Below are 19,142 nucleotides of genomic sequence, written 5' to 3'. Positions count from 1 at the left end.
GATGACACTGCTCTTGCTGGTCGTTTAGTCCCTTCCAGCATTCACGGACACGCAGCGTCATCATCCGGGTGGTTCCGATTTGGCCCCTGCCGTCAGCTGGGTCGGGACCGCCCGGACTACTAAATCCCCGTCAGTCGATCACCGTCACCTCGGGTGCGTTTGCGCGCAGAATGCGCCGCAGGATCTGCGCCAGTTCGACAAGCTCGTCATTGCGTGGTGCGGTCTTGCGCCAGACCATGCCGATGGAGCGGAACGGCACAGGCCCGGCCAGCGGCCGCGAGGTGACAAGCGTGTTCTGGGTCACCTCGGAACGGACATAGAGCGCCGGCAGTAGCGAAATGCCCAACCCCATGGCCACCATCTGCCGGATCGTATCAAGCGAGGTCGCCTCGTAATCGAGGCTGAGCCGGGCGCCGGTATCGGCACAGATCTGCTTGACCTGAGCATGCAGCCGGTGGCCGGGCTCCAGTGTCAGAATGGACTCACCGCGCAGATCGTCTCGCGCGACCTGTGTCCTTGCGGCGAGCGGATGATCAGTCGCGGTCACCACCAGCAGCGGTTCCCGGAACAGGCGGACGGTTCTGAGATCGGGCCCGGCAGCCGGCAGCGGGAAAAACAGCAGATCCAGCGCGCCATCGTCGATCCGGCCCAGAAGATCGGCGGCCAGCCCTTCGCGCACATAGAGTTTCAGGTTCGGATGGCTGGCGTGCAGTTCGGGGATTACCAGCGGTAGAAGATAGGAGCCGAGCGATTGCACCACGCCGACGCGGATTGTACCGCTGAAACGGCGCTGCCCCTGTTTCGCGATCTCAGATATGTCCGCCACGTCACGCAGGACGGAGCGTGCGCGGGCCGCGATCTGGGCACCCGTGGGTGTCAGCACCACACGCGCGCGGGACCGTTCGACCAACTGCACCCCAAGCTTCGCCTCAAGCTCCTTCAACTGGCCCGACAGGGTTGGCTGGGTCACATGGGCACGCTCCGCCGCGCGGTGGAAATGCAGCGTATCGGCGATGGCCACAAGATAGCGAAGCTGTTGCAGGGTGGGCATCGGACGTTCCGGGGACGGTTGTTTGATCGGGAATATCTATCAAAACCGACTTTAGTTTCGATTGGATCAATCAGCAAGCGGGCATTATCTGGTCGGCAACGGGTCTGGGAGAGCTGGTATGCAGAGATTCAGGAGTATTCTTGCGGTTTTGACCGAAGACAGCCTGCACGAGGTTGCGCTGGCGCGTGCCGTGCATCTGGCCAAGCTGAACGGTGCGGCGCTGACACTGGTTGACGTGATCGACGCGGCGCCAGGCGAATTGGGGCGGCTTTTGTCTGCGTTGCAGGGGCGGCGCGGCACCGAGATCGAAGAGGATGTGATCGCCTATCACCGGGACCGGCTGACGCGGCTGGCCGATACCGCCCGCGCCGAGGGGGTCGAGGTGACGGAGGCGGTGCTGCAGGGCAGCGCGTTCGTGGAAGTGATCCGGATGGTCCTGCGCGAAGGCCATGACATCGTGATCAAGGGCGCGACCGCCGCAGCCCATGGCAAGGGCGTGCTGAAAGGCCCAGACATGCATCTGCTGCGGAAATGCCCTTGCCCCGTCTGGATGCTGAAAGGTCCCGGCGACGGCGTTTTCGACACCATCCTTGCCACCGTTGATCCGGAGCCGCATGGCGATGAGGCGCGCGACAAGCTTGACCGTCTTGTCCTGGATCTCGCGACCTCGCTGGCGGAGCGGGACAATGCCACCTGCCACGTGGCCCATGCTTGGCGCCTGCAGGAGGAATATGCCTTGCGCCACGGGCGCTATACCTCGAAGTATCAGGGCGAGGTGGACCGGATGGTCGAGCGGGAGAAAGAGGCCGCCAAGACCCGGCTGAACGCGCTGCTGGCGAATTATCCGCAAGTGAAACGGGTCCATGTCCATATGCTGAAGGGTTTGCCCGGAGATGCGATTGCGGAATTTGCCGAAACGCACAAACCGGATCTGATCGTGATGGGAACGGTGGGCCGGACCGGTATCAGCGGTTTCATCATGGGCAACACGGCCGAGACGATCCTGCACCGCGTCGATTGCGCGGTGATTGCAGTGAAGCCCGAAGGGTTCGTGTCGCCCGTGACATTGGAAGCGACAAGCTAGATCGTGACGGAAACGCCCCGACCGCGGGGCGCAGGTATTTGATCGGGGCCGCGACGTGCATGCGTCAGTGCGGGCAAACCCGGAACGAGAAGGGTAGATTAAGGTGGCAGAGGCAGCAGGCGAGGTGCCGCGTGCGGCGGGCGGGCCGGCGGGATGGATTTCGATCCTGATCCCGGCGGCGATTTTTGTCTGGCTGGTGCAGTTCGTTCCCGCGATCGCTTCGGGCGAGGTGATCCTGTGGGCCTATGACTGGGTGCCGTCGCTGGACATCCGCCTGTCGGTCATTCTCGATGGGCTCAGCCTGACCTTTGCGCTCCTGATCAGCGGGATCGGGGCACTGGTGACGCTCTATTCCGCGAGATACCTGGGCAATCATCCCGAATATCCGCGTTTCGTGCTCTACCTGATGGCGTTCATGTTCGGCATGCTGGGGCTGGTTCTGGCGGACAATCTGATTGCGTTGTTCGTTTTCTGGGAGGTCACGACAATTTCCTCCTACCTGCTGATCGGCTTCAATTCCGACGAGGCGAAATCGCGCCGCTCCGCCCTTCAGGCGCTTCTGGTCACCGGGACCGGCGGCCTGGCCCTGCTGGCCGGTATCATCATGCTGGGCAATGTGGCGGGATCGTTCGAGCTGAGCGTGATCCTCAGCCAGGGCGACATGATCCGCGCGCATCCGCTCTATGCGCCAATCGTGATCCTGTTCCTCGCCGGGGCATTCACCAAATCGGCGCAGTTCCCGTTCCATTTCTGGCTGCCGAATGCGATGGCGGCCCCCACACCCGTTTCGGCCTATCTGCACTCCGCCACGATGGTGAAGGCCGGCGTCTTCCTGATGGCGCGGATGAACCCGGCCATCGGCGGCACCGATCTTTGGTTCTGGACGCTGACCATCGCGGGCGGGTTCACGGCTGTTTTCGCAAGCATCCTCGCCATGCGCCAGACCGACATCAAGCAGGTGCTGGCCTACACGACCCTGATGGCGCTTGGCACGTTGACGCTGTTCATCGGCGCGGGCACCAGCGATGCAATCAAGGCGATGATGCTCTTCCTCGTGGTCCACTCGCTCTACAAGGCCGCGCTCTTCCTGATGATCGGGATCGTCGATCATGCCACCGGCACGCGCGAGGCCGAGGTGCTGAGGGGGCTTGGCCGCAAGATGCCCGTCACCGCCGTGGCGGCGGTGGTCGCCGCGGTGTCGATGGCGGGTATCCCGCCGCTTGTCGGCTTCATCGGCAAGGAATTCCTCTACAAGGCCGGGCTGGAGCTGGATCAGGGCATGTTCTGGGTCACCGGCGCGGCCTTTGCCGCCAGCGCGCTGATGTTCGCGGTGGCCGGGATCGTCGCCTTGCGCCCCTTCTTCGGCAAGCTGGCGGAAACGCCCAAACCGGCTCATGAGGGTCCGGTGATGATGCTGACGGGGCCGCTGGTTCTGGCCGGTCTCAGCCTCTATTTCGGGCTGTTCCCCGACACGATCGAGGCCTGGCTGGTGGCGCCCGGTACATGGGCCGTCTATGGCGACCCGACGGTCAGCGTGGATCTCTATCTGTTCCGGGAGGTGAATGCTGCCTTTATCCTGTCGCTCGTAACCTTCGCCACGGGCGCCGTGATCTATGCCATCCACCGGCCGCTGAGGAACTGGCTCGGGCGCGTCTTTGAGGCCAATCCGATCAAGTTCGATCCGGGTTGGGACCAGGTTCTCGACGGGCTGAAGGCGCTGGCCGCATGGCAGACGCGGCATCTGCAATCCGGTGTGTTGCAGCGCTATCTGTTCACCGTCTTCGCAACGCTTGGCGTGGCGGTCGGACTGACGATCTGGGCACGGGATGCGCTTGCCTTCGATCTGGATCTGTCTTCCGAACTTGACGGGCTGCTTTTCAAACATTGGGCGGTGCTGATCTTCGTCGCGGCCGGGTCAATCCTGACAGCGCTGACCTCCAGCCGGATGACCGCGATCGTATGTCTGGGCGTGGTCGGCATCGGTGTGGCGCTGATCTTCATCATGTTCAGCGCCCCGGATGTCGCCATCACACAGCTTCTGGTGGAAACGCTCGTCGTGGTTCTGGTGGCGGTGGCGATGCTGAAGTTGCCCCATCTCGATCTGCCGGGCAGGCGCGACAAACGCCCCTGGCACGGGGTGTTGTCGATCGGCGTGGGCGTGGTTTCAAGCGCCGTGCTGATTGCCGTCATGCAGGGCGATATCGACCGCCGTCTGACCGACTACTTCGAGATCACCAGCTGGCCCGAGGCCTATGGGCGGAACATAGTCAACGTGATCCTCGTGGATTTCCGCGCACTGGATACATTCGGCGAGATCGCCGTGGTCGTGGTCGCGGCCCTTGCCGCCTACGCGCTTCTGCGCGGCACGCATTACAAGAAACCCGTCGCCGCGAAGGAGGATGAGGCATGATGAACTCGCTGATCCTGAACGCGGCCACGCGATTGCTGGTGGCGCTCTTGCTACTGTTTTCGATCTATATGCTGCTCAGGGGCCATAACCTGCCGGGCGGCGGCTTCATCGGCGGGCTGATCGGGGCCACGGGCTTTGTGCTTTACGCGATTGCCCACGGCTGTTCGGCGACACGTGCGGCACTCCGGGTGGAACCGCAGAGCATCGCGATGGTGGGCCTTGGCGTCGCATTGGCGGCGGGCGTCTTCGCCGTATTTTTCGGCGACGCGCTCTTCACCGGGCAATGGCTGTTCCTTGGCGCGACGGAAGACGATTACGGTCTGCCTCTCAGCTCGGTCCTTGTGTTCGATATCGGGGTCTATCTTGTGGTCTTCGGCTCGATCCTGACCATTGTTCTGGCGCTGGAAGAGGAGGTCTGAGATATGGAACTTCTCATTTCGGTCATGGTCGGCGTGATGATCGCCACGGGCACGTATCTGATGCTGGCGCGCAATGTGCTGCGGTTCATTTTCGGGCTGATCCTGATCTCCAACGCGGCAAATCTGATGATTTTCGTGGCGGGTCGCCTGACCCCGGAAAGCCCGCCGCTGATCCCCGACGGCGCAGATGTTCCGCCCGATATCGTTGCCAATGCGCTGCCGCAGGCCCTGGTACTGACGGCCATCGTGATCGGTTTCGGTCTGTTCGCCTTCGCATTGACGCTGGTCTACCGGGGCTATCAGTCCATGGGAACGCTGATGAGTGACGAGATGCGGCTGGCCGAGCCAGAGGAGGACAGGCAATGAGCTGGCTTCTGGCGGCGCCGCTGATCATCCCCTTTGCCACGGCGGTTCTGGCGTTCCTGTTCCGCAACGGCCCCGAGGGGCGGTGGATTTCGGTGCTGGGTTCGGCCGCGCTTCTGATTGCGTCGGGCCTGTTGATGCAGGCCGTGCTGGCCGAGGGCGTCGTGGCGGGGCAGATGGGAAACTGGCCCGCGCCCTTCGGCATCACACTGGTTGCCGACCTGTTGAGCGCCGTTATGGTCGTCATCACCGGGATCACCGGGCTGGCCGTGGCGGTCTATGCGCTGGCCGATATCGAGGAACGGCTTGAAAAGCTTGGATATCACGCGCTCTTTCAGGTGCTGCTGGCCGGTGTCTGCGGCGCGTTCCTGACCGGAGATCTCTTCAACCTCTATGTCTGGTTCGAGGTGATGCTGATCGCGTCTTTCGGATTGCTGATCCTTGGCGGACGGCGCCAGCAACTGGATGCGGGCATCAAATATGTGACCATCAATCTGGTCTCGACGATCCTGTTTCTTGCGGGGATCGGTTTGCTCTACGGGATGACCGGCACGCTCAACCTGGCCGATCTTCATCTCGCGGTGCAGGAGGTGGAGAACAAGGGCCTGCTGACCGTAGTCGCGGTGATGTTCATGGTGGCGTTCGGGGTCAAGGCCGCGGTCTTCCCGCTGTTCTTCTGGCTGCCCGCCTCCTACCACACGCCATCGGTCGCGGTCTCCGCGATCTTTGCGGGCCTGCTGACCAAGGTGGGTGTCTATGCCCTGATCCGGATGTTCACACTGGTCTTCACCGAAGACGTCGACTACACCCACACGATCCTGCTGTGGGTGGCCGGATTCACCATGGTCACAGGCGTCTTGGGCGCAGCGGCGATGAACGATTTCCGGCGCATCCTGTCATTCCATATCGTCAGCCAGATCGGCTACATGATCCTCGGACTCGCGCTTTACACGCCGCTGGCGCTGGTTGGCGCGGTTTTCTATCTGGTGCATCATATCATCGTGAAGGCGAACCTTTTCCTCGTCGCGGGCGTGGCTCGCCGGATTGCGGGATCGACGGAACTCAGTGCCATCGGCGGGCTCTACAAGACGGCACCGGTCCTTGGTCTTCTGTTCCTGATCCCGGCCTTTTCGCTGGCGGGGTTCCCGCCGCTGAGCGGCTTCTGGGCGAAGTATATTCTGGTTAAGGCCAGCCTTGATCTGGAACTCTGGCTCGTCGCGGGCGTGGCGCTGGTGGTCGGGCTGCTGACCATCTATTCGATGACGAAAATCTGGGGCAACGCGTTCTGGAAGCCGCACCCGGCGGGGATGCAGCCGAAACTCGGCAGCCTGTCGGGACGGGATCGCGCATCGCTGATCCTGCCGATCGCGTCGCTTGCGATCCTGACCTGCGTGATCGGATTGTTCCCTGAACCGTTCGTGCAATTCGCCGAGCGCGCCGCCGCGCAACTGCTGGATCCGGTGGATTATGTGGCAACCGTGCTGGGGGCGGAGGCAGAAGGCGCAACCGGACTTGCCCAACTGGAGGGGATCGAATGAACATCTTCACCCTCAACATCGTTCTGGCGATCTCCTGGGCCGCGCTGACCGGGAATTTCACCCTGACCGGGCTGGTTGTGGGGTTTGCGTTCGGCTCGGCCGCGCTCTACATCACGCGCCCGCTTTTTCCGGGCTCCGAGCGATACTTCCTGCGCGCGTGGCGCTGGATCAAGCTGATTACGCTCTTTCTCTACGAACTGGTGGTCAGCTCGATCGAGGTTGTCTGGGACGTGCTGACACCGACCCAGAAATCCAATCCCGGCATCATCTCGATGCCACTCGATGCCAAGGGTGAGATGGAGGTGCTGCTGGTCACCAACCTTATCTCTCTCACCCCGGGCACGTTGAGCCTCGACGTGACCGATGACGGCAAGACGCTCTATATCCATGCGATGTTCGCGGACGATCCCGATGCGATCCGCAAGCAGTTGAAGCAGGGTATGGAACGATGGGTGATCGAGGCGATGGAGTAAGGCCATGGAGATTTTGCAGACAGCCGTCGATATCGCCTTCGTGATCGTCATGCTGGGCGTTCTGCTCGCCTTCATTCGGCTGATCAAGGGGCCAAGCCTGCCGGATCGGATCGTGGCGCTCGACATGATGACGGTGCAGATCGTTGCGATCTGCGCGCTGTTCGCCATCAGCTCCGGCGAAACGGCCTTTCTGGACGTGGCGATTGTGCTGGCTCTGGTCGGGTTTCTTGCCACGGTCGCTTTGGCCCGTTTCGTGGAACGGCGCGAGGCGCGGCACGATGACCGGGCCCTGACGCCGGATCTGCCGCAAGACGAGGAGACAGGCCCATGATCGTCGAGTTCATTCTGGTGGCGCTGGTCCTTCTGGGCGGGTTCTTCTGCTTCGTGGCGGGACTGGGTGTGCTGCGCCTGCCGGATGTGCTGATCCGCATGCATGCTTCCACCAAGGCGGGCACCCTGGGCAGCGGTCTGATACTGGCGGCAGTTGCGGTGTTGTTTGCCGATCTCGCGACGGTAACCCGCGCGGTTGCGACGATCGTCTTCCTTTTGATCACCGCGCCGGTGGCGGCTCATATGATCGGGCGCGCCGCCTTCCGGTCCGGTGTGCCGATGTGGAGGACGAAGATCGAGGATGGGGCGCAGGAGGCACTCAAACGACGCTGAGCCGAGCAGACGGAGGCGGATCGGCGACGAGTGAGTGGGGCAGGGGCGGTGCCTGCCGTTGTGGGCGCATACCACGAAAGGTGCGATGCGTTCACGTTTGCAGGAACCTGTGGCTGCCATCGGGCCGGATCGCGCAGGCGGTCAGACGCCCGCTGTGCCATGCTCCGGTATCGGTCGCGATGCGGCCCTGATCGAAGACCGGGGTGTCGACCTGGTAATGGCCATGGGCCACCCAGACCCCGTCGGCGCGGGGCCGGGTTTCGAACTCCGGATGTCCCCAAAGCAGGGTACGCGGGTTCTGCTGTTCCATGCGGTGTTGCGGGTCGGCCGCGGCATGCACGACCCAGAGATTTCCCGAGGACCAGCTCAGCGGCAGATCGGAGAGCCAGCCATGCTTCTCGGCCGTCAGGTTCGATTTCAGAAGCGTGGCCAGTTCGATCAGAGTGTCTGGCGTCGGCGTCTTCGGCAGGGTCTCGGACGGCAAGTCGAAGCTTTGCAGAGTGGGCAAGGCCCCGGACCGCAGCCACCGCGCCCCGCGTATCAGCGGATCGGCCAGAAAATCCAGCATCATCCGGTCGTGATTGCCCATCAGACAGGTCACATTCTCCGGCAGTTCGCTTGCCAGTTCGTGAAGCCGGTCCAGCACGCCGGCGCTGTCGGGGCCGCGATCGACATAATCGCCGACAAAGACCAGATGCGGGTTGCGGGCGCGCGTCCTGCCGACATCGGCGTCGATCAGCTCCAGCATCTGCTCCAGCAGATCGGCCCGACCATGCAGGTCGCCCACGACATAGACCGTGCGGTCGGGCGCGGGACGGTCGGGCGCGGCTTTGGGCGCAACGGATGGCGCGGAACGCTTGAGAAGGGATTTGAGACTGCGCTTCATAGGCTAGGAGGTGCGCCTTTGGCCGGGACTTGGCAAGGCCTCTGCGCGTGTTATTCGCGTGCGCGAAGCACGCGGGCGGGCCGGGCTGCCAGCGGGCGCAGCGCAAAAGCCAGCCCGGCCAGAAGCGTCGCCAGCGCACCGCCCACAACAATGGCGGTGGCCGAGACCGGTTCGAAGCGGAACGAGGCATCCATCACGAATATCATAACGGCCCATGCGCCGATTGCGCCGGCAAGGATGGCCACGATCCCTGCGGCGGCCCCCAGAAAGGCCGAGCGCAGGGCAAAGCTTGTGAGGATTCTGCCCCGTGAAGCGCCCACGGTCTTCAGCACCGCCGCTTCGAAGACCCGACCCCGTTCGCCCGCCGCCGCGGCCCCGATCAGCACGACGAACCCGGTCAGAAGCGTGGCGGCCGCACCATAGGACGTGGCGGCGGCAATGCCTGACAGAGCATCGGCCACCCGTTGCAGCGCATCGCGCATCCGGATGGCGGTGATGTTCGGGGCCGCCGCGGCGACATCGCGAAGGATCTGCGCCTCGGCCGCCTCTTCCGCGTAGACCGTGGCGATGTGGGTATGGGGCGCGCCCGCCAGCGCGTTTTGCGACATGGTGAGGATGAATCCGATGCCGGCATTGGAGAAATCGACCTCCCGCAGTGCCGCGATCCGGGCCGTGATGTCGCGGCCGAGGATGTTCACGGTGATCTCGTCGCCAAGGGTCAGGCCAATCTCGGCGGCTTCTTCGGCGGCGAAGGCCACAAGGGGCGGCCCGGCATAGTCATCGGGCCACCATTCACCCGCCACCACCTGATCGGCAGGCGGCGCCGTGGTCAGATAGGTGACCCCCCGGTCGCCCTGCAGCACCCAGTGGTCGGCGGCGACCTGCTGTGCGGGCACGCCGTTGATGCGGGTGATGATCCCGCGCAGCATCGGCGCGGTATCGACGCGGCTGACCTGAGGATCGTTGTTCACCCGGTCCAGGAAATCCGGAAGCTGATCGTTCTGGATATCGACGAAGAAATAGGAGGGTGCAACTTCGGGCAGATCCTGTTCGATGGCGCTGCGCAGGTTGCTGTCGATCTGCCCGACCGCGGCCAGTACCGTCAGGCCGAGGCCCAGGGACAGCACCACCGATGTCGCCTCCGACCCAGGTCCGCCGACCGAGCCGAGCGCGAGGCGCAGGGCCGTGCGCCCCCGGACGATGTGGGCGCGCGACAGTCGGCGCGACAGCGCCCGGACGCCAAGGGCCGACAGGCTGAGCAGGAGGAGGGAGGCCAGGATTGCGGCGGCTGTGTAGAGTGCCAGAGCCGGGATGCCGGAGAGCCAGGCGGCCAGCCCCACCAGCAAGGTGACCAGCGCCACCGTCAGGGCCAGAAAGACCGGACGCGGCCACGACCGCGCCGGCCCTGTCGCATCGCGATAGAGCGCCGCGGCGCGCACCTGTTCTGTGCGGGCGAGTGGCCAGAGTGTGAAGATCAGCGCGGTGAGCAGGCCATAAAGCGCGGCCTCGGCCAGAGGGGCAGGGTACAGGCCGAACGCGGCGGGAATGGGCAGTTGGGCTTCGATCAGCGGCGAGAGTGCCAGGGGCGCCACCGCGCCGAGGGTCAGCCCGATCATGATGCCAAGCGCCGTCAGAAGACCGATTTGCAGGAAATAGGCGGCGAATATGGTCCGGCTTTCCGCGCCGAGGGTTTTCAGGGTCGCGATGGTGGCGATCTTTCCGTCGAGATAGGCACGGATGGCCGAGGACACGCCGATGCCGCCAACGGCAAGCCCCGCAAGCCCCACAAGCACCAGAAACGCCCCGATCCTGTCCACAAACTCCTGAATGCCCGGTGCGCCATTGCGGCTGTCGCGCCAGCGAAGGCCGGTATCGCGGAACCGGGACAATGCATTTTCTTCCAGGCTTTGGAGATTGACCATGTCCGGCAGGCGCAGACGGTATTGGCTGTCGTAGAGCGTACCCGGCTCCAGAAGACCGGAGGTCGCCAGGCCATCGAGACTGACCAATGTGCGTGGCCCGAGGGCGAAACCGCCAGCCGCCCCGTCCGGTTCGACCTCCAGAAGGGCGGTCAGGCGAAATTCCTGCGTACCCAGTCGAAACATATCGCCGGGGCTGAGCCCGAGACGGTCTGCCAGCACCTGTTGCATCACGCCGCCGGGAACACCCTGATGGATGGCGAGCGCGTCGGTGATGGGAATATCGGGCGACAGAACGACCTCGCCGTAAAGCGGGTAAAGTTCGTCGACGCCGCGCACTTGCGTCAGCCCGCGTTCGGGGCCGTTTTGCCCGTCGACCACCGCCATGGACCGAAAATCGACGGTTTCGGAGATGGTGATGGCGTTGGCTTCCATCCAGGCGCGCTCCGCCTCGGTAGCGAAACGGTATGTGAAGGACATTTCTGCATCCCCGCCGAGGATCGTAGCCCCCTCACGGGCCAGCCCTTCTTGGATTGAGACACGCACCGAGCCGACCGCCGCGATGGCCGCCACACCCAGAGCCAGGCAGGCGAGAAAGATGCGAAAGCCACGGAGACCGCCGCGCAACTCGCGCCTGGCAATAAGAAAGGCGACGCTCATTCCGCGGCGGCGCGGGAGGCGCTATCGTCTATCCGGCCATCGCGCAGGCGGATCACACGGTCGCAGCGGGCCGCCAGATCGGACGCATGAGTGACCAGAACCAGGGTAGCGCCGTGACGGTCGCGCAGGCCAAAGAGAAGATCCATGATCGCGGCGCCGTTGGTTTCGTCCAGATTGCCTGTTGGTTCGTCTGCCAGCAGGATATCGGGGCGTGGCGCCGCGGCGCGCGCCAGCGCCACGCGCTGTTGTTCGCCGCCTGACATCTGGGAGGGATAATGGTGAAGCCGGTCGGCAAGACCCACGGCGGCCAGTTCGGCTTCGGCCCGCTCGAACGCGTCGGCGTGACCGGCGAGTTCCAGCGGCGTCGCGACGTTTTCAAGGGCCGTCATCGTCGGAATGAGGTGGAAGGATTGGAACACGACGCCCATATGTTCCCGACGGAAGCGGGCCAGTTGGTCTTCGTTCATCGCGGTGAGATCATGGCCAAGCGCCATGACCCGGCCCCCGGTGGCGCGGTCCAGACCGCCCATCAGCATGAGGAGTGAGGATTTGCCCGACCCAGATGGCCCGACCAGCCCCACGGTTTCCCCGCGCGCGATCCGCAAGGTGATGCCATGCAGGATCTCCACCCGGCCGGCATTGCCGTCAAGCGCCAGTCTGGTGTCGGTCAGGGAGAGGATCGGCTCGGCCATGTCTGAACGCCTCGGTTCACTTCGTTCCTTGGCATATGGGGCGCGCAGGCGGTTGAGCAAGGTTGTTTTGGCTGGGTTTTTTGCAAGCCTCGCGGGTGCGGCGGCGGCGGAAGAGATCACTATCGCGGCCTTGGGCGACAGCCTGACGCAAGGATACGGGCTGGTGCAGGAGGATGGGTTCGTTCCGCAACTGGAGGCATGGCTGCGCGCGCGCGGCCACGAAGTCACGGTGATCAATGCCGGCGTTTCGGGAGATACGACGGCGGGCGGGCTGGCGAGGGTGGGCTGGACGCTGACGCCCGAGGTGGACGCGATGATCGTGGCTTTGGGGGGCAACGACCTGTTGCGCGGCATCGCGCCGGAGGTCAGCCGCGCCAATCTGGAAGGCATCCTGCAAGCCGCAGATGCCGGATCGGTCGAGGTTCTGCTTGTGGGCCTGCAGGCGCCGGGAAATTACGGCCCTGACTACAAGGCCGCATTCGACGCGATGTACCCGGACCTTGCCCGGGCCTACGGTGCATTGCACGCCGAAAGCTTTCTCGGCGGGCTTGAAACGGCAGCCGAGGAGGATCGCACGGACGCGATTGCAAGGTACATGCAGGCCGACGGCATCCATCCCAATGCCGAAGGCGTGGCCCGCATCGTCGAGGCGCTCGGCCCCGAGGTCGAGGCGCTGATCGCCCGCGTCCCCCGCTCCTGAGGCGGGCGGCAGACATCCGGGCGGGATGGGCTTGCGGCTCCGGTTTGGGGCGATACGATCACCGGACAAGCAAGGGAGGGCGCGATGACCCATATTCTGGCCATCGATCAGGGCACCACATCCAGCCGGGCCATCATCTTCGACAGGGCGCTGACGCCGATTGCCTCGGCGCAGGAGGAGTTCACCCAGCATTTTCCGGCCTCCGGCTGGGTGGAACATGATCCGGCGGATATCTGGGTGACCACGGCCGGCACCTGCCGAGAAGCGATCGAGCGCGCGGGGCTGGGTCCGGAGGATATCGCCGCGATCGGGATTACCAATCAGCGTGAAACCGTCGTGGTCTGGGATCGGGAAACCGGCCAGCCCGTTCACAACGCGATTGTCTGGCAGGATCGGCGCACGGCGGAGCTCTGCGCCCGGCTGAAGGCCGACGGGCACGAGCCGATGATCCGGTCCCGCACCGGGCTACTGCTAGACCCTTATTTTTCGGGTACGAAACTGGCGTGGCTGCTGGAGAACGTTGATGGCGCGCGTGCCAAGGCCGAGGCGGGTCGGCTGATCTTCGGGACGGTCGATTGCTATCTGATCTGGAAGCTGACGGGCGGGGCATCGCATGTCACAGATGCCACCAATGCCGCCAGGACATTGTTGTATAACATCCGCAAGGGCGAATGGGACGCTGAGATCTGCGCGCTGTTGAACATTCCGATGGAAATGCTGCCCGAAGTGAAGGACTGCGGCGCCGATTTCGGGATGACCCGCGCCGATCTGTTTGGCAAGCCGCTGCCCGTTCTGGGCGTCGCCGGGGACCAGCAGGCCGCCACCCTCGGGCAGGCCTGTTTCCAGCCTGGCATGATGAAATCGACCTATGGCACGGGGTGTTTCGCGCTTCTCAACACCGGTGATACGCTGGTGGAAAGCCAGAACAGGATGCTGGGAACGATTGCCTATCAGTTTGACGGGACGCCCAGCTATGCGCTGGAAGGGTCGATCTTCATCGCGGGCGCCGTGGTTCAGTGGCTGCGGGACGGGTTGCGGATTATCCGCGAGGCAGGAGAGAGCCAGACGCTGGCCGAAGCCGCCGACGAGACACAGGAACTTTATCTCGTGCCCGCCTTTGTCGGGCTTGGCGCGCCCTATTGGGACCCGGATTGCCGGGGGGCGATCTATGGGCTGACGCGCGGATCGGGCCCGGCGGAATTTGCCCGCGCCGCATTGGAAAGCGTCGGATTCCAGACCCGGGATCTGTGGGAAGCGATGCGCGCCGACTGGCAGGCCTCGGGCGGGGAGAACATCCTTCGGGTGGATGGCGGGATGAGCGCGTCCGATTGGACGATGCAGTTTCTGGCCGATATTCTGGGCGCCCCGGTGGATCGCCCGAAAGTGCTGGAGACGACGGCATTGGGCGTGGCCTGGGTTGCGGGAATGCGGGCCGGTCTCTATCCCGGTCAGGATGGGTTCGCGGCCATGTGGGCGCTGGACCGGCAGTTCACGCCCGCAATGGATGCCGGGCGGCGCGAGGCGCGGTACGCGGGCTGGAAGGATGCGGTTGCACGCACTCTGAGCCGCTGAGCCCGGACCGGCCTGAACCCCGGTCGCAGGCGCTGTCGCCCCGGTCTCATTCGCAGATTTCTGACCGCAGGAACACAGGCAGCCTGCGCACAAAATGCCGGACGGGCCGGGCTGCGGTGCCCGGGGCGGGGCTATCGCCGGTCCAGATAGCGCCGCGCGTCCTCAGCGGTTTCGAAGATGTGGGGTGCGTTGGCACGGCCAAGCGCCTGACCAAGTTTCATCCGCATGAACGCAGAAGAGGAATAGCGTGACACGGTGCGATAGTGGCGCTCTTCCAGATCGGCAACCATGGCGGCGTAGGCGTCTTCCACATCCTCGTCGATCCGCGCCCCGTCATAATTGACGATCACGTCGACGGGGGTTTCAAGCGGGGCGCAAAGCGTTTCGACCCGGGCCGCGATGCGGGCGATGTCCTGTTCGGTGCGAATGCGCAGCTTTTCGAAATTGATGAAAAGGCGCGTGGCCTCGGGGTTCAGCGCGATACGGTCATCCAGATCGAGATGGAGGAGGTCGCGTTTCAGCTCCATCGGCGTGGCGGTGAAGATCCGCGGATCCATCTGCGTGATCTCTCCGATCACGGGGCGAAAGGCCATGTGGGAAAGGATATCCCGCTCAAGGTCGATCCCCGGTGCGATTTCGATCAGGCGGAGGCCGTCGGCGCAAAGATCGAAAACGCAGCGTTCGGTGACATAGAGGATTGATTTGCCCTGCGCCTGTCGGCCCGAGAAGGTGATCTGCTGCACGTCGTCCAGGAACTTCCGGGCGCGTCCCTCCCCGCGAACGGCGATTTCCCCGTCCGATATCGAAAGGTGGAGACCGCCTGCGGTGAACGTGCCGGCAAAGACCACGCGCGCAGCATTCTGGCTGATATTGATGAACCCGCCCGCCCCGGCCAGCCGCGTGCCGAACCGGGAGACATTGACGTTGCCGGCGCGATCGGTCTCGGCCATGCCGAGAACGGCAAGGTCCAGCCCGCCGCCATCGTAGAAGTCGAACTGCGCGTTTTGCGGGATGATGGCGTCGGTATTCACCGCGGCTCCGAAATCGAGGCCCGAGGCGGGCTGGCCGCCGATCACACCGGGTTCGGCGGTAAGTGTGACATGTTCCAGAAGACCCTCCTCCTCCGCCACGGCGGCGACGCCTTCGGGCATGCCGATCCCCAGATTGACGACGCCGTTGACCGGCAGTTCGAAGGCCGCGCGCCGGGCGATGATCTTGCGGGCGTCCAGCGGCATCGGTGCGGTGCTGCCCGCCGGCGCCCGAAACTGGCCCGCAAACAGGTGAGAGTAGGGCGTGGCGTAGGTCTGCATGTGGAATTCTGGCTCGGCGATGACGACCGCATCGACAAGGGTGGCGGGCAGGATCACATCGCGGGGGTTGAGCGCGCCCCTGGCGGCGATGCGTTCCACCTGCACAACGACCATCCCGCCCGAGTTGCGCGTTGCCATGGCCTGCGCAAGATTGTCGATAACCAGCGCTTCGCGCTCCATCGTGATGTTCCCTGCCGGATCCGCGGTGGTGCCGCGCAGAAGCGCGACCTGGATCGGTTGGGCCTTGTAGAACAGAAGATCGCGGTCGCCGATCTGCATCACCTCGATCAACTCTTCGGTCGTCTGCGCATTGATGCGGCCCCCTTCAAGGCGCGGGTCGACGAAGGTGCCGAGCCCCACATGGGTCAGCGTGCCGGGCTTGCCGGCAGCGATATCCCGGTAAAGCTGGCTGATCACGCCCTGGGGCAGATTATAGGCTTCGATCAGCCCGTTGGTGGCCAGTTGAGCGACCTTGGGGATAAGGCCCCAATGACCGCCGATCACGCGTTTCAGAAGACCCTCATGGCCCAGCCGGTTGAGGCCGCGATCCCTGCCGTCACCCTGACCCGCCGCGAAGAACAGGGTCAGATCGCGCGGGGCGCCGGTTTCCAGAAACCGGGTTTCGATCGCGGCGAGCAGCGCGTCGGGCACGCCGATCCCGACAAAGCCGGAGGTGGTGACGGTGTCTCCCGCGGAGACCAGCGCTGCCGCGTCGCTGGCAGGGATGATCTTGTCTTTCATCTATGCGCCTCCCGTTCCCTTGGGGAAGGCTACAGCGCAGACATGGTTCCGCAAAGCGTCCTCGTGTGTCAGGATACCTCTTGCATCCCGTCGAGGGTTTCCTTTGCGATGCGGATCGCGCGATTGGCGGCGGGCACACCGGCATAAATCGCGACATGCAGCAATGCCTCGCGGATATCGGCCTCTGTTGCGCCGGTATTGGCGGTGGCGCGAATATGCATCGCCAGTTCTTCATCCTGACCGAGCGCGGCGAGAATCGCGATGGTCACGATGGAGCGTTCGCGAAACGGCCAGTCGGGCCGGGACCACAGGTGACCCCAGGCGGCTTCGGTGATCAATTCCTGAAAGGGCGTGTCGAAAGCGGTGCGTCTGGCCTCGGCCGCGTCCACATGGGCATTGCCCAGAACGCGGCGCCGGGTTGCCATGCCCTGTTCCCATCTGTCTGTCATCTTTCAACTCCACTTCTGAACGCCTGACCGCAGAGTGGCCGAAGTGTCGCGGATTGGCCAGAGAGGAAGCCCCGCCGGGCAGGGGCCGGGCGGGGCCGGATAGCGGTTTGCGCGGGCCTATTGCGGGCGAACCGCGTCGGCCGTGCCCTGAATGAACGCCACAAGACGCGTAACATCCTCTTCGGACAGCCGGTCCGCAAAGCTGGGCATGCCGTTGTCCACGCCTGCGCCGTCAAGGATCCAGGCGCGCGCGTTGATCAGGGTATGGGCGGTGGAGTAGCCCAGATTGGGGATCGCGCCGCCGTTGTTCACGCCCGGAACGCCGTGGCAGAACAGGCAGTTGGAGACATAGATCGCCAGGCCCTCCCCCACATGGTCGGGGTCGTAGGGCACACCTTCCACGAGGTCGAGCCGGTCGCTGATTTCAGCCTCCGGCATCGGGGTTTCGCCCCCGACGCGAAAGGTGAAGACCCGGCCCGGGCCCACGCGGTCGGTGGCTCTCTGCATCAGTCCATAGACCCCGCCCCAGCCCACCGCGATGGTGACATATTGCTGGCCTTCATGTTCCCATGTGGCAGGGGCCGCAACCACGCCCGACGTGACCGGTGTTTGCCAGAGCACCTGACCGGTTGTCGCGTCATAGGCCATGAAGCGGCCATCCGCGGTGCCCTGAAAAACCAGATTTCCCGCCGTGGTCAGAGTGCCGCCATTCCAGGGGGAGACGTATTCCGCCCGCCAGACCTCCCGCTGTTCCACCGGGTCCCAGGCCAGAAGATGGCCAAAGGGCGTGGCTTCAGGTGCAACCACGTTGAACAGATAGCCGAGGTTCCAGCCGACGCCGGACATGGTCGACATCGGTTGATGGCTGTTGAGCTGCCATGCCGGGTCGGTCGACTGGACCAGGGGGACGCCCTGGGCGGGGATGTAGACCAGACCCGTTTCGGGGTTGAAGCTCATCGGATGCCAGTTGTGGGCGCCGTAGGCGGAGGGGATCGTTTCCCACGGCTCGGTGCGGGAGCGTGCGCCCGCTGCCTCGATCGGACGGCCGGTTTCGTCATACCCGGTGGCCCATGTGACCTCCACGAAGGGCTCGGCGGAGATGAACTCCCCCGTGACCCGGTCGATCACATAGAAGAACCCGTTTTTCGGGGCCTGCATCAGGATCTGTCGTATCTCTCCGTCGATCTCAAGATCGGCGAGGATGATGTGCTGGGTCGAGGTATAGTCCCAGGTGTCGCCCGGTGTGTTCTGGTAGTGCCAGACATAGTCGCCCGTATCGGGGTTCAACGCGACGATCGAGGCGAGGAACAGGTTGTCGCCGCCTGCGGGGCTGCGCAGGTGCTGGTTCCAGGGCGAGCCGTTGCCGGTGCCCACGTAGAGGAGGTTCAGATCCGGATCATAGGCCATGGCATCCCAGATCGTTCCGCCACCGCCGGCCAGCCAGTATTCGGCGGACGGATCCCATGTGTCCGCGGCCATCTCCATCGAGGCGTTCTCGAACGGCTCGCTCGGATCTCCGGGCACCGAATACCAGCGCCAGGACATCTCCCCGCTTGCGGCGTCATAGGCGGAGATATAGCCGCGCACGCCGAATTCGGCGCCGCCATTTCCGATCAGCACATTGCCGTTGATCACCCGTGGCGCACCGGTGATGGTGTAGGACATCTCGCGGTTTTCGATCGTGTCGGTGACCCAGACACGATCGCCGGTGGCGGCATCGATGGCGTGCAGATAGCCGTCGAACGCGCCGACGAACACCATGCCGTCATAGACCGCGACGCCCCGGTTCACCACGTCGCAACAGCCCCGTTCGCCGAAATCGCCCGGCACCTCCGGGTCGTAGACCCAAATCGGCTCTCCGGTCAGCGCGTCGAGCGCATGAACGATGGACCATGACCCGGTGACATACATCACGCCATCCACCACGATCGGCGTCGACTGCACGCCGCGCGTGGAATTCAGGTTGTAGGACCATTCAAGACCGAGTTGGCCCACGTTCTCCGTGTTGATGCTGTCGAGCTGGGAAAACCGCGTTTCCGCATAGTTCAGCCCGTAATTCAGCCAGTTCCGGTCATGCGCGTCATTGTCGATGATGGCTTGGGTGTCTATCGCGCCAACCGCGGCGCGGATGCTTTCCCTGTCGATGGTTTGTGCCTGGACGGTCGCAGCCGTCATCAGGGCGCAGGCCGCCCCTAACAGATGTCTCATCTTG

At 64.1% G+C, this 19,142-nt stretch carries 17 protein-coding genes; 10 read left to right on the top strand and 7 right to left on the bottom strand.

Annotated features, from left to right (window positions below):
- Positions 1-130 precede the first annotated feature (130 nt).
- Positions 131-1,051, bottom strand: coding sequence for a hydrogen peroxide-inducible genes activator (locus tag D9R08_RS15090; protein ID WP_121898904.1), 921 nt, complete (start codon positions 1,049-1,051; stop codon positions 131-133).
- A 118-nt stretch (positions 1,052-1,169) separates the two neighbouring features.
- On the opposite strand from D9R08_RS15090, the gene D9R08_RS15085 reads away from it, so the two are divergent.
- From D9R08_RS15085 to mnhG, 8 genes are all read left to right on the top strand, one after another.
- Positions 1,170-2,135 (top strand): universal stress protein, encoded by a 966-nt coding sequence (locus D9R08_RS15085; RefSeq protein ID WP_121898903.1) that lies wholly within the window; start codon positions 1,170-1,172, stop codon positions 2,133-2,135.
- Between the two features lie 103 nt (positions 2,136-2,238).
- Positions 2,239-4,545 (top strand): putative monovalent cation/H+ antiporter subunit A, encoded by a 2,307-nt coding sequence (locus D9R08_RS15080; protein ID WP_121898902.1) that lies wholly within the window; start codon positions 2,239-2,241, stop codon positions 4,543-4,545.
- A complete protein-coding gene (locus D9R08_RS15075; RefSeq protein WP_233557504.1) occupies positions 4,542-4,964 on the top strand; it encodes a Na+/H+ antiporter subunit B in 423 nt (140 codons plus the stop codon). Before D9R08_RS15080 ends, D9R08_RS15075 begins: the two co-directional genes overlap by 4 nt.
- A 3-nt stretch (positions 4,965-4,967) precedes the next feature.
- The gene (locus D9R08_RS15070) at positions 4,968-5,330 is read left to right on the top strand and encodes a Na+/H+ antiporter subunit C (RefSeq protein WP_121898901.1); all 363 of its coding nucleotides are present in this window, start codon (positions 4,968-4,970) and stop codon (positions 5,328-5,330) included.
- Complete coding sequence (locus D9R08_RS15065) at positions 5,327-6,865, top strand: Na+/H+ antiporter subunit D (RefSeq protein ID WP_121898900.1); 1,539 nt, start codon at positions 5,327-5,329, stop codon at positions 6,863-6,865. Before D9R08_RS15070 ends, D9R08_RS15065 begins: the two co-directional genes overlap by 4 nt.
- Entirely contained in the window at positions 6,862-7,338 is a 477-nt protein-coding gene (locus tag D9R08_RS15060) for a Na+/H+ antiporter subunit E (RefSeq protein ID WP_121898899.1), read from the top strand. Before D9R08_RS15065 ends, D9R08_RS15060 begins: the two co-directional genes overlap by 4 nt.
- A 4-nt stretch (positions 7,339-7,342) precedes the next feature.
- Entirely contained in the window at positions 7,343-7,669 is a 327-nt protein-coding gene (locus tag D9R08_RS15055; protein ID WP_121898898.1) for a monovalent cation/H+ antiporter complex subunit F, read from the top strand.
- Entirely contained in the window at positions 7,666-8,001 is a 336-nt protein-coding gene (gene mnhG / locus D9R08_RS15050; RefSeq protein WP_121898897.1) for a monovalent cation/H(+) antiporter subunit G, read from the top strand. Before D9R08_RS15055 ends, mnhG begins: the two co-directional genes overlap by 4 nt.
- Positions 8,002-8,092: 91 nt before the next feature.
- Here mnhG and D9R08_RS15045 read toward each other — a convergent pair whose 3' ends face one another.
- From D9R08_RS15045 to D9R08_RS15035, 3 genes are read right to left on the bottom strand one after another with little or no spacing between them, the layout of a single operon-like run.
- Positions 8,093-8,887, bottom strand: coding sequence for a serine/threonine protein phosphatase (locus D9R08_RS15045; protein WP_121898896.1), 795 nt, complete (start codon positions 8,885-8,887; stop codon positions 8,093-8,095).
- A 50-nt stretch (positions 8,888-8,937) separates the two neighbouring features.
- Positions 8,938-11,466 carry an ABC transporter permease gene (locus D9R08_RS15040; protein ID WP_121898895.1) on the bottom strand — a complete coding sequence of 843 codons (2,529 nt, stop codon included), beginning with the start codon at positions 11,464-11,466 and terminating at the stop codon, positions 8,938-8,940.
- Complete coding sequence (locus D9R08_RS15035; protein WP_121898894.1) at positions 11,463-12,158, bottom strand: ABC transporter ATP-binding protein; 696 nt, start codon at positions 12,156-12,158, stop codon at positions 11,463-11,465. The genes D9R08_RS15040 and D9R08_RS15035 overlap by 4 nt, the downstream gene beginning before the upstream one ends.
- On the opposite strand from D9R08_RS15035, the gene D9R08_RS15030 reads away from it, so the two are divergent.
- Positions 12,157-12,858 carry an arylesterase gene (locus D9R08_RS15030; protein ID WP_121898893.1) on the top strand — a complete coding sequence of 234 codons (702 nt, stop codon included), beginning with the start codon at positions 12,157-12,159 and terminating at the stop codon, positions 12,856-12,858. The two genes, D9R08_RS15035 and D9R08_RS15030, sit on opposite strands and share 2 nt — an antisense overlap.
- 84 nt (positions 12,859-12,942) lie before the next feature.
- Positions 12,943-14,430, top strand: a complete 1,488-nt coding sequence (gene glpK, locus D9R08_RS15025) for a glycerol kinase GlpK (RefSeq protein WP_121898892.1) — start codon at positions 12,943-12,945, stop codon at positions 14,428-14,430.
- Between the two features lie 131 nt (positions 14,431-14,561).
- Here glpK and D9R08_RS15020 read toward each other — a convergent pair whose 3' ends face one another.
- From D9R08_RS15020 to D9R08_RS15010, 3 genes are all read right to left on the bottom strand, one after another.
- Positions 14,562-16,481 carry an acyl CoA:acetate/3-ketoacid CoA transferase gene (locus D9R08_RS15020; RefSeq protein ID WP_121898891.1) on the bottom strand — a complete coding sequence of 640 codons (1,920 nt, stop codon included), beginning with the start codon at positions 16,479-16,481 and terminating at the stop codon, positions 14,562-14,564.
- Between the two features lie 68 nt (positions 16,482-16,549).
- Positions 16,550-16,930 (bottom strand): 4-carboxymuconolactone decarboxylase, encoded by a 381-nt coding sequence (gene pcaC, locus D9R08_RS15015; protein WP_121898890.1) that lies wholly within the window; start codon positions 16,928-16,930, stop codon positions 16,550-16,552.
- 117 nt (positions 16,931-17,047) lie between these two features.
- Positions 17,048-19,138 carry a PQQ-dependent dehydrogenase, methanol/ethanol family gene (locus D9R08_RS15010; RefSeq protein WP_121898889.1) on the bottom strand — a complete coding sequence of 697 codons (2,091 nt, stop codon included), beginning with the start codon at positions 19,136-19,138 and terminating at the stop codon, positions 17,048-17,050.
- Positions 19,139-19,142: the final 4 nt, after the last annotated feature.

This window comes from Rhodophyticola porphyridii (assembly GCF_003688285.1).
Taxonomy (GTDB): Bacteria; Pseudomonadota; Alphaproteobacteria; order Rhodobacterales; family Rhodobacteraceae; genus Rhodophyticola; species Rhodophyticola porphyridii.
This window is presented reverse-complemented; position numbering and strand designations above follow the sequence as displayed.